This is a genomic window from Stieleria sp. JC731 (assembly GCF_020966635.1).
Classification (GTDB): Bacteria; Planctomycetota; Planctomycetia; order Pirellulales; family Pirellulaceae; genus Stieleria.
In genome coordinates this window covers 795,022-805,788 of record NZ_JAJKFQ010000001.1, presented here as the reverse complement: position 1 = coordinate 805,788, position 10,767 = coordinate 795,022, and the positions used below count along the sequence as shown (strand labels likewise).

The following is a 10,767-nucleotide window of genomic DNA, read 5'->3' as shown; positions in this document are numbered from 1 at the left end:
TGACGCCATTCGTTTCGCACATGATCAACTTCGTTAACGATTCCACGGGATACCCCAACCAGCGACACCAGCGCAGGGCGTTATCCCACAAACGTGAATCTGTAGCGATAAAGCGATCCCTGTTTGACGCTTCGAATGATCGACTAGCGTGACATCGCTTGTTCAATCTTCATCAAAGCTAAAGCGAATCACCCACACAAACTGTGAACCTTCGGAGCATCAAAACGTTGCCGCGGTAAAGGCAACACCGATGCTTTGAAATCCTGAACTTTGAATTCCTGAACATTGGTAACTTGAGGAACCACAAATGACGTCTTCGTCATTCCAGTCACCCCGCCAACACTCTCCCTCCCGCGCACTTCGGACTGGTTTCACCCTTGTTGAACTGTTGGTCGTGATCGCGATCATCGGCATCTTGGTTGGCCTATTGCTTCCAGCGGTTCAAGCCGCTCGCGAATCGGCTCGCCGCATGCAATGCACCAACAACCTGAAACAAATCGGCTTGGCAACGCTGAACTACGAAAGCATTTACAAGCAACTTCCGCCAGGCCCATGGGATGGCGACCCCGGTTCGACGTCCGCCGCCGGACGCGACGCAAACGCCTGCTGCCGGGCAGCAAACGCGGCCGGTTGGTCAGCACAGTTCCGTATCTTGCCATTCATCGAGCAAGACATGGTCTACGACATGGCAACTGAAGATCCAGCCTACTGGCCCAACCGCCCCAACAACGCTCGTGAAGACGACGTGGCGCAAGTGTTGCTTCCAGTTTTCTATTGCCCGACCCGTCGACCTCCGACCGGATACGGAACCGCCAAATTCGGTCGCGTTGACTACGCCGGAAATGGCGGATTCTTTCACGGACGACCGGACTCGGCTGTCAACTTCATTCCCGAAGCTCCTCTTGGAGCCCCCGCTGTCTCGACACGTAGCCGCAGCAACGGCGGTCTTTTGAAAACGAAAGGCGGAGCGATCATCTGGGCGAAGGAAGGAGACAAGCGAACGCTAGCCGGCATCCGCGACGGACTGACACACAGCATCGTGTTTGCCGAAAAGTCATTGCCCTACAGCGAACATGGCCTCGACGGCGGCGACAACGAACGTTGGAACAATCCCGGATGGGATACCGACACCATTCGCTGGCACTTCCCGCCAAAGAGCGATTCGCAAACTTATACGCCTGATCGCGATGCCAACGAAGGCACCAACTGGAATCGCTATTTCGGTTCGTCTCACACCGGTGTCCACGCTGTCATGTGCGACGGATCGGTTCAGTACTTTGACTTCGCGATCGACGCGAAGATCTGGATGCAGCTGTGCGTTGTTGACGACGGCGAAGTTGCTCCAAACATCGTTGAATAATTTACACCCCATCACTTAATCGAGATTCATCATGCGTCTTACCAAACTTGCATTGCTGCTGTCTGTCGTCGCTATTTCCATGACCGGCTGTGGCGGAACGCCAGAACCGCCAGAGATCACGACGGACATGGCAGCTGAAATCGCTGCCGAAGATACGGTTGTCGAAGACGGCGAAAGCGAACTGTAGGCGTGAAATTGCTTAACTTAAGATTTTCACTATCGACGACAAACAGGCAGCGATCGGCGACCAAGCTGGCCGCCGTCCTGAGCTTGACATCGCTGATTGCGACATCAGGGTGCTACCAAAAACCTGGTCCTCCCAATGCGTCTCAACGGGCTGCCGAGGCGGCCCAAGTCGTCGATGGTCCGGACGTAAAAGCGAACGCCGTCTGGCGAAGCTATTACGGCCTCGGTGAGAAAGCAATCGAACCAGATAAAGTCGTCTCAAGTGGTTTCGCCTGCAGTTTCCCTTCGGGTGAAAAGAACACCACCTATTTCGTGACTGTATTGCACGTCGCTGAAGATCGCGAGCAGCCGATTACCGAACCCGGTGATGCGAAGCGAATACGCCAATCGGTACGAACGATCGGTGTGACCGAAGCGTACGGCGCCGGCGACGGAATGAAAACGATCGGGATGATGGCTGAATCGCCCGGCGAAAGTTTTTCAAGCGAATCAAGCGTTCTGTTTGACGTCGCCCTTGTCGAACCGGGCACGGTTCGCATGAAACCCTTCAAACTGGCCTCGTCGTTTCCCGATGCGGGAAGCAAGATTTATCTTGCCACGGCAGCCTACGGAGGTGCCCCGCCGAGCCAGGAAACGCATGAAGCTAAAATCCTTTCGGTTGATGCTGACGGAGCTGTGCTTTATCAGTTCAGCAACGAACGGCTTTCGCTCCAGGCAACTCCAGGAGCACCGCTCTTAAATGCAGAGGGCGAGGTCATCGGGATGCATATCCAAGCCTCCGATGCTGTTGAAAGCGTTGGCGGTCAAGGTGTATCGATCATCGAGTACTGGAAACGATATTCATCTGCAGCCGAAGCTTCCCTGCAATAGACAATCGTAAATAACGAAGCAAGCTGCATCACATGCCGTCGTTTGGACATCGTCGGCGGCTGTGGTGCAGCTTGTTTTTTTCGCCTTATTCTTCCAAAGAACTGTGATACGCTACTTCACAGAGAGCAACTCAGAAATCTTGGCGGCAATCTGTTTTGTATTTTGCTCGGATGCTTGCGGAGAGAGGTGATTGAGCGTCGCGAATTGCCGATCGGAATAAAACCGAGGTTGCCCAAACAAAACTTCGGAGCTTGGGAAAGTGTCAACGCACTGTAAGATTTGCTGATCGACGACCTGAAGATGTGAACGAGTCACTTCCGTTTTTGCGTTCTCAGGTAAAGGATTCAATACCACAGCAGTGTCGATTGACAACTCGGAACATCGATCCAACAACGAAGCAAGCCCCTGCAACTGAAATTCCGAAATGACCAACTTCAGCTCTTGCGGTTGATCCCAACGTGTTTCACTGATTTCTTCGAGATAGCCTTTTTGACGATTGAGGCTGGCGATGACTTCTAAATGCGATCCCCATTGCTGACGTGGGCGCCGATAAAACTGATCAGCGCTGTCTTCCAAAGTCAGGTAATTCCTCGCAGTCAAACGCAGACGCTGACTTGGAATAAGCGACTGTCCAGCTGCAGTGATGGAACTGTCCTGATCAATCTGCGTTTCAGCGTTCAACCCCAAACATTCATTCAAATGTGAAAGGAACCCCATCCCCGCAATATCTTGTTCACTGTACCTCAGATCGTAGTAGGCCAAATGAACCACGACCAATCTAGGGTGGCCGTGTTTTTTTACGTACCGCTCGAATAGTTTTTGATGGCCTTCAATCCCTGTCAGACTGATCGTACAGAGGTTGTACGCCGTAAGCCCGGTGACATCTTCCAACTGCTCTGTCTTTACTCCCATCAACCCAGAACTATCGCCAATCACGAGAATATCTGCCGGAGCGGAAGAACTGTTTGCAACCTGTAATTTGTGTTCGACGATTGTCTCAACAAGTGTCGGCACTCGATCGGGAGGTACAAACGAAGAACTCGAGACAACCGCACTGGAAACTTTCGATACTGCAAATTCAACAGCAGTAATCACCAGCAAGCTCCCCAGAAACGCAACAGGCATGGCAGCGCGTCGCGGATGACGTGAAACAACATGGTGTGATGAATTAGAACTGGAAGTAGATAAACTCATTCCTCTCTGGCGCTCCAAGTAAGACAATTCCATAGAACAACGCAACGTAGAAGCACATTCGAGTAATCGGGCTCCAACTCACCCATGGCTCCAAGTCTTTCCGCAACGCCTGATAAACTTGAAACAAGAGCAAAGGCAACGCGAGTAACGACAGTCGATAGGCGAGGTCGACTTCCAGAGCAGAAACCTTCCAGCTACCAAACTCACACAGGCTCGTGAAGTACTGAAATAGCTGCGACACTGACTCAGCGCGAAAAACGAGCCAACCGATGCAAGTCAATTGGAAGAAAAAACAGACTGCAAGAAAGTGGCCAGCGAGATTGCGAACAGTGCTCTTCTTGCCAACTTGATCGCGTTCCCCTTGGCCCTTCGATCGCCACCCGAAAACAACTCGGTATCCAATCAACAAGCCGGCGTGATAAAGTCCCCAAATGACGAAGTGCCAACTCGCACCATGCCAAAGCCCCGCGAGCAGCATTGTGATCGCAAGATTACGAACCTGCCAAACGGTACCGCTCCTATTTCCACCAAGCGGAATGTATAGATAGTCGCGTATCCACGTAGAGAGGCTTATGTGCCAACGTCGCCAAAAATCAGTCGGGTTTGAGGCGAAATAAGGAAGATTGAAGTTCAAACACAATTCAAAACCCAACGACCTTGCAACACCTCTCGCAATGTCAGTGTATCCGGAAAAATCACAATAGATCTGAAACGCAAACGCATAGGTCGCCAAACAGATCTCCAACCCGTTGGTCGAATCAGAATTGAATGTTCGATCGACAACGATCGCCAAGTTGTCTGCGATCACCATCTTCTTAAAAAAACCAACCAACATCAGTTGCAAACCGGCAACGATCCGTTGCCAATTAAATCCGCGTGGAGAACTAATCTGTGGTAGTAGCCGATCGGCACGTTCAATTGGACCGGCAACGAGCTGAGGAAAGAAACTGACGTACAAAAGAAAATCAGCAAAGTTCGATGTAGCAGCGATTTTTCGCCGATAGACATCAATCGAATAACTGAGCGTCTGGAAGGTATAAAACGAAATCCCAACTGGCAAAACGAGTTTTAGAATTGGCGCCCGTGGATCACAGTTAAACCAGACAAGAATCTCGTTGAATGATTCAGAGAAGAAGTCGAAATACTTGAATAGCCCTAAGGTTCCCAAATTGGCGACCGCGCTGACCAGTAGAACGTTCTTCCGTCGATGTTCAGCAACTTTACCATCGAGCAATCTTCCACATTGGAAGTCAATGACCGATGAGGTCAGCAATAGCAGTAAAAAGCGCCAGTCCCACCATCCATAGAAGATGTAGCTCGCAGCAAGTAAAACCAAATTCGCGATTCGGTGAGGTAGGCTCCAGACAGCAACAAAAACAAATGCCAACAGAACCAGGAACTCGTAACTGATAAAACTCATCGCCGCCTAAAACGAGAGTGGGCCTTCATCGCGCATCGTCGAATCCGAAGAAAGCATTTTGATGCAATGAGCTGAATTCCAAATACCGAAATGCCCCACGGGCCACCAACAATACACCCCACAGGGCGGGGATCAAGCCAGCATAGCAGAGGTTCGGTAATTCGCCCCACCAACGAAGCGACTTTTTAGAAATTGGAAGAAAATCAGCTCATATTTAGCCCCGGCAAGACACTAGTTCGGCCTATCCCAGTGAATTTAGTTTTCCAATTAACTGATCGCTGGTCTAACAAAACGATTGCGGACACCTTTCACCAACTCTCACTCATCATGCGCACCGGGATGTGGTTCTTCACCGCTTTCATTAGCTTGTTTTACATCGCTGGATTTTCAATTCTTGGATACAGCTTCTTTTCCTTGAGACGTTCTCTGGCCGCTGCCACTTGGCCGACAGCACAGGGAAAGATTGTTCGAGCGGATCTGAAATCGAGCTCTGGTAGTGATAGCACCACCTATCAAGTCGAGGTCGAGTACGAATACCGTGTCGGATCTCGCGACTACACCAACGACGTGCTCGCCGCTGGCTATGCCGGCAGTGGCGGCCGCGATTCACACGAGCAGATCCTCGATAAGCTGCAATCATCAAACGCTGTTGATGTGCGTTACAATCCCAGCCAACCGGAGGACGCAGTGCTGTCGTTCGGTTTCCACCGTTCGCTGCAGTTTATGTTCGCGTTCTCAATCACCTGGCTGCTATTCACCATCGGCTTCACCATCATCTGGTGGGTCGCGTCACGTGAAAGCACCGTTCTGCTGGACAATTTGACCGTTCACTAAAGCAACGACTGTCGAAGCCAGCTGGCGAGTCTGGAGCGTCCGATGCTCCGATGACAAGAGTTGGCCGAAGGTGAACGGGCATCACTGGCCGATATCAAAAACGACCTTGAACGATGTCGGATTCGTGGCTTTCTCGAACGCTTCGTTGGCTTGGTCAAGTTCGAAACGATCGGTAATCAATCCACTGACATCGACTTGTAGGCTTGCTAGTGCGTTGATCGCCTTCGCAAAAGGACCGCACCTCGAACCAACCAAGTTGATTTCATCAATCACAATTTGCGCCAAGGATTGATGATGTGGATCGGCGACCGTCGTCTTCATCACGATGGTGCCGCGTGGACGCACCAAGTGTAATGCCATCGGCAATCCACTGGTTGAACCGGTGCAGTCGACGACAACATCAAATTCGCGACTTGGTAAATCGGCAAGGTCATCGGGAACGACTTGGATCGTTGTGAACCCGCGATGGCCAAAACGCAGCAACTTTGTCCCATGCTTTCCAAAGACTGATAGACGGTCCGTGTGCAACGAGATCGCTTGGGCGCAAAAGAATCCCAGACGTCCGTCACCTAAGATCGCGACGCGATCCGTTGACGCAAGATCGACCTGATCGAGGATTTCGAAGGCCGCCGCAAGCGGCTCCACTAGCACAGCCGCATCATTGTCAACTGATTCTGGAATGACATGCAGATTGCGTTGTGGAACGGCAACGTATTCTGCCATTGCACCATCGTGACGATCGATCCCAATGACCGTTCGATTGGGACAATGGGTTGCATTCCCCGCCTGGCAAGTTTGGCATTGGTGACAACTGCAATTGATTTCACCAACGACGCGTTGTCCGGCGTATGGGCCACCTTGCGCGACGCCAACGAACTCGTGTCCCAACACTCCGGCGAATCCCATGTACCCTTTGATAAGCTGCAAGTCAGTGTCACAGATACCTGCCTTAAGAACTCGAACCAGAGTTTCGTCGTCCTTTGGTTTCGGTGATGGATAGACATCATCGAAACCGAATCCCTGCGAATGAAGGGTGATGGCTTTCATGTGAAAGCGTTCCGAATTGCGAGTTAAACGTCGGATGCGAAACTATCTCAAGTCTGTCATCGAGCTTCTTGGGCGGCACGACTAGAAGTTGAAGATTTTCTCTAGGCTCGAATTGAGCTGATCGACTTGGTCGCCAAGCTGTTTCTGAATCAAACCGTCCAGACGATTCTGAATCACTTCCGCACCAGCTCGCGGGACCAACTCCGCCATGACGCGGCGCACTGCCGTTTCATCGAGCCTTGGACGCGAGATCGTGCCGTTGATAGGAAATGCTAGGTTTTGTCCGGCAAGGCCCTGCAAATCGCTGCCCAGCCAACGAGCATTCAATGGCACTTGGGCGACCAACGCGACCTGTGAATCCAATCCGACTTGTCCGCTGGTCATGACTTCCGCGTTGTCGACCTTGAAGTACATCCGTTGGTGAGCGACGACTCCATTGGCCAATGCGAATGGCACAGTTTGAGGCGGCATTTCGATAAGCGTCTTTGGTGCAACGGGTTCAACTTGCCCACCGGTTAATCGAGTCATCGATTTGATTTGGCGAACGCCTTGGATCAGCTGATTCGCGAGCGGACCACTGGAAAGCGTAACATGCCCAATTTCCAGATTTCCACGAATGGTGCTTTGGGTCGGATCATCGGGATAGATGATCGCCTCGTCGAATTCCGCCGAAACGACACCATCAATTTGAGTCGCACCGGCCGCCAGTGGAGTCAAGTATTTCAACCATGAAGCTGCCGCTTGAGGTGAAATCCGAAGTGACTTGATGGATGTTCCGGGATCAAACTGAATCGCTGTTTGTGGCTTCGTAAGATCGACCGTCAGCGCCAACGTGGCCGTCGCGTTTGAGTCCGCTTGCGAAACCGTCGCCGCGGCACCAGCGATGGCGGGTGCGATATCAATCACCGGAACGGTCGCCTTGTTGATGCGAACCCGCTCTTGTGTGACGTGAAGCGGCAGCTTTGATGCACCAAGCCTGACACCTGCAATATCACACTCCTGCCAACCGACATCTGTCTGCAAGGCATAGGTTGTTTCGCCTTGTGCAGGAACATTGACTGTCAGAGCAAGTTCACTTTCGTGGACGCCGTTGGCATTGATGGAGGCCTCAAAATATTCAGATAGCCTTGCTGCCAAGGCGTCCAGCTTAGTGCGTGATGGTCCCGACAATTCGATCGCGACATCATCACCAGAGAAATCCACCATCCCTGCAAGCGAACCGGCAAACCAATCACAAGCAACTTGCTGTGTTCCCAATTCGATCTGTCCCAAATCAGCTTTATACGTCAAAGGACCACTGATCTTCATGCGTGGTTCAGACCAAACGACCGAGGTATCAGCAGCTCGACTCCCATTCGGTTGAAGACCATTGTTCGCATAGCGACCGTCCAAGGACGGGGTCACAGGAAATGCTCCGGCGGAGGTTCCTGGCGGGTTAATTCCGCTAAGACGTTGCCTTAGGATTTTAAGGTTCTCGCCGGACAGCTCACTGTTGATATGCCACTGATCAGGACCGCCGGTGATTGTGAACTTCCCATTGCAAATCCCCGCGTATCGATAGCTGTCTTCTTCAACGGGTCGATAGCCGATCGGCCGAACAGTAGGTATCGCGGCCGCACGTGCGATTGTCGCGCCGATGCTGTCTTGGATCCCTTCAAGATCGGCTTTCCACGCGATCTCGAGGTTGGTCTTTTCCGGCAATGCTTCACCGCGAATCGCCAACGATATCGATTCGCCAACGATCGTTGTCGAGGGTGTCGACAGAGTTCCCGCAGTCAGATCTAGCGAACCGCCAAAGTGCAACGTCAGCTTCGGCTGCGAATACCAGCGATCCTGATAATTGATGCGAGGTTGCAACATTTCCAAATCCGCTTTCGAAACGATGCCTCCATAGCGGTTCAGTTGCGCGATCGCGGTACCGCTGATGCGACCTTCGGCACTGGCAAGCTGCTCAGGCAACCATGGCCCCAAAGACTCACTCAAGTTTTCCATCCGGCCGTCTATTTCCATTCGAACCGGGTACGAAGACTCCTGTGTCGGCTGTGTGACTGGTTCGGTCAATTGAGCTTTAAACAAAACGCCACCGCTTCCCAATGCAAACTCGGCTTGGGAAAGACGCTGAAGCTGATTGCCAGCCCAGTTCCCCTTCGCGGTCAAGCTGGATTGAACGATGGAACGTTTAAATCGATGCCCGCCCGGAAGCGTTACCAGCAGCTGCTTCGCTTCGCCAGATCCGGACAGCTCCCACTGGTCGCTGCCATCGGCGGAGGACACTGACCAGCGAATGTTCCCGTCAGCATTCCCGCCCAACGAGAATTCCGAAAGATCGATAACGGGACGAAGCATGGTATACAGCCGACCGAAATCGACGCTGAACTGAGCTTGTCCACCGCGAAGCATCCCGCTGCCAGACGCTTCGGCAAATGAGCTGCTTAATGAAAACTGTTCGGCCAGTAGCGAGCCATCTTGATCCGAAACGGTCGCGTCAAGAGAGAGCGGCTCGATAACGACGATTCGTCCTCCCGATCGGGCGCGAATCGAACGTGTCTTCAGTGAAAGCTCTGTTCGTGGCATCACGTCGTCGGTCGCACGCTGATTTCGCAGGATCGCCGTTGCGGTCCCTGAGACTAGCGTCGCATCGTCGCGAATTGGCAACAGTCCAGGCAAAGCTTCCGAAAGTGCTGCCAAGTCGACGTTTAGCTTCGCCATCCCTTGCAGAGACTGCATCCATAGCAAGGGGTTGTCGTGGGTACCGACAAATGAGATCGACGTCGGAAACGAACCGTCCAATTCCGCCGAAGCAAAATCGGTTGTTACGGAAAGATCGTTTCCAAACAAACGCCCTTCGCTCCAATCGACTTGACCATTCAAAGTGGCAAGGTTGTTTTGCCAACGCTGTGGCTTCGAAAGCGGCAGCGTCGATTGAAAGTTACGAAGCTGCAGATCACCGATTTCCAGCCGCACACCGTTTTGGTTCTTACCGAGAACTCGAACACGACCGGTCGCTTCACCAGAACTTCCCAGCGGTGTCGAATCGCTGTCCGTAAAAATTCGGCGTGCGATCAAATCGGCCGTGGAAACTGGAAACGAATTCGCCTCCAGAGATAGCTCCCAGTCGCTTAGTTGATCGGCGGACTCAGTTGCACCATCATGCCAAACAAACTGAGACTGGATCGAACCTTCGCTGCCTGATGGTTCGCCGACCACACCGGCGAATTCACCGGTTACCCGATCACCATCAACGTTGACTTTTGCATTGGCCTGTTTGATCGTCCAAGTTTTCTGCGTCGCGGAGTCTCGTGCAACGACGCTGCATTCTTGCAAAAGCACCGAGGTGCGAACGGTGGCTGATTCAGAATCCGATGGCTCCAACAACTTCGCCAAGTCGGCTTCGATCGATGACTGACCTTGATCAACAGCGCAGTCAAGCTTCACACCACGCAAAGACAACTCGCCCAGATCGGCGGGGTTAAACCGGATCAAATTAACCGCGGTTAGTGAACTGTCCGCTCGGGCGACTTCAAGCTTTGTATTTCCTGATGGGCCGACGAAGGCAGCGTTCTTGATCGATAGGGGTGTAATCCATCCGACTGAAATTGATTCGACGGACGCCTGCCAACCGTATGATGCCGCTTGCGAGACCAGAATGGAGCGTGCAATTCCCGTATGACTGACAATGCTTGGCGCAGCAAGAAACGCGAAGCCAAGAAATCCCAAGACGAAGAGCGACATTCGAAATTTTCGGCTCGAACGCCGAGCACGTCGTCGACGCGTCACGTCAAATTGAGCCCTTTCGATTTCATCAAGTTGGTGGTCGTCGGTCACCGCGGTCACATCCTTGTGCCAGACGCACGAA

The 10,767-nt window shown here is 52.4% G+C and carries 8 protein-coding genes; 4 read left to right on the top strand and 4 right to left on the bottom strand.

The features are described from left to right. Window positions 1–307 precede the first annotated feature (307 nt). Genes LOC67_RS02565 through LOC67_RS02555 form a run of 3 tightly spaced genes read left to right on the top strand, consistent with a single transcriptional unit; the run spans window position 308 to window position 2,416 of the window. Complete coding sequence (locus tag LOC67_RS02565; RefSeq protein ID WP_230260945.1) at window positions 308–1,360, top strand: DUF1559 domain-containing protein; 1,053 nt, start codon at window positions 308–310, stop codon at window positions 1,358–1,360. 31 nt (window positions 1,361–1,391) lie between these two features. Then, window positions 1,392–1,547, top strand: coding sequence for a hypothetical protein (locus LOC67_RS02560; protein WP_230260944.1), 156 nt, complete (start codon window positions 1,392–1,394; stop codon window positions 1,545–1,547). Window positions 1,548–1,549: 2 nt separating this feature from the next. After that, window positions 1,550–2,416, top strand: a complete 867-nt coding sequence (locus tag LOC67_RS02555; RefSeq protein WP_230260943.1) for a serine protease — start codon at window positions 1,550–1,552, stop codon at window positions 2,414–2,416. A 111-nt stretch (window positions 2,417–2,527) separates the two neighbouring features. On the opposite strand, the gene LOC67_RS02550 is transcribed toward LOC67_RS02555, so the two are convergent. Both LOC67_RS02550 and LOC67_RS02545 read right to left on the bottom strand, forming a co-directional pair. Beyond that, the gene (locus LOC67_RS02550; RefSeq protein ID WP_230260942.1) at window positions 2,528–3,541 is read right to left on the bottom strand and encodes a hypothetical protein; all 1,014 of its coding nucleotides are present in this window, start codon (window positions 3,539–3,541) and stop codon (window positions 2,528–2,530) included. Window positions 3,542–3,584: 43 nt separating this feature from the next. Further along, window positions 3,585–5,030, bottom strand: coding sequence for an MBOAT family O-acyltransferase (locus tag LOC67_RS02545; protein ID WP_230260941.1), 1,446 nt, complete (start codon window positions 5,028–5,030; stop codon window positions 3,585–3,587). A 327-nt stretch (window positions 5,031–5,357) separates the two neighbouring features. Here LOC67_RS02545 and LOC67_RS02540 point away from each other — a divergent pair, with 327 nt between their 5' ends. Further along, on the top strand, window positions 5,358–5,864 hold the full coding sequence (locus LOC67_RS02540; protein ID WP_315861034.1) for a DUF3592 domain-containing protein: 507 nt from the start codon (window positions 5,358–5,360) through the stop codon (window positions 5,862–5,864). 81 nt (window positions 5,865–5,945) lie between these two features. On the opposite strand, the gene LOC67_RS02535 is transcribed toward LOC67_RS02540, so the two are convergent. Beyond that, window positions 5,946–6,911: an MDR/zinc-dependent alcohol dehydrogenase-like family protein gene (locus LOC67_RS02535; protein WP_230260939.1), complete on the bottom strand. Its 966-nt coding sequence runs from the start codon at window positions 6,909–6,911 to the stop codon at window positions 5,946–5,948. Window positions 6,912–6,992: 81 nt separating this feature from the next. Further along, a complete protein-coding gene (locus LOC67_RS02530) occupies window positions 6,993–10,643 on the bottom strand; it encodes a hypothetical protein (RefSeq protein WP_230260938.1) in 3,651 nt (1,216 codons plus the stop codon). Window positions 10,644–10,767: the final 124 nt, after the last annotated feature.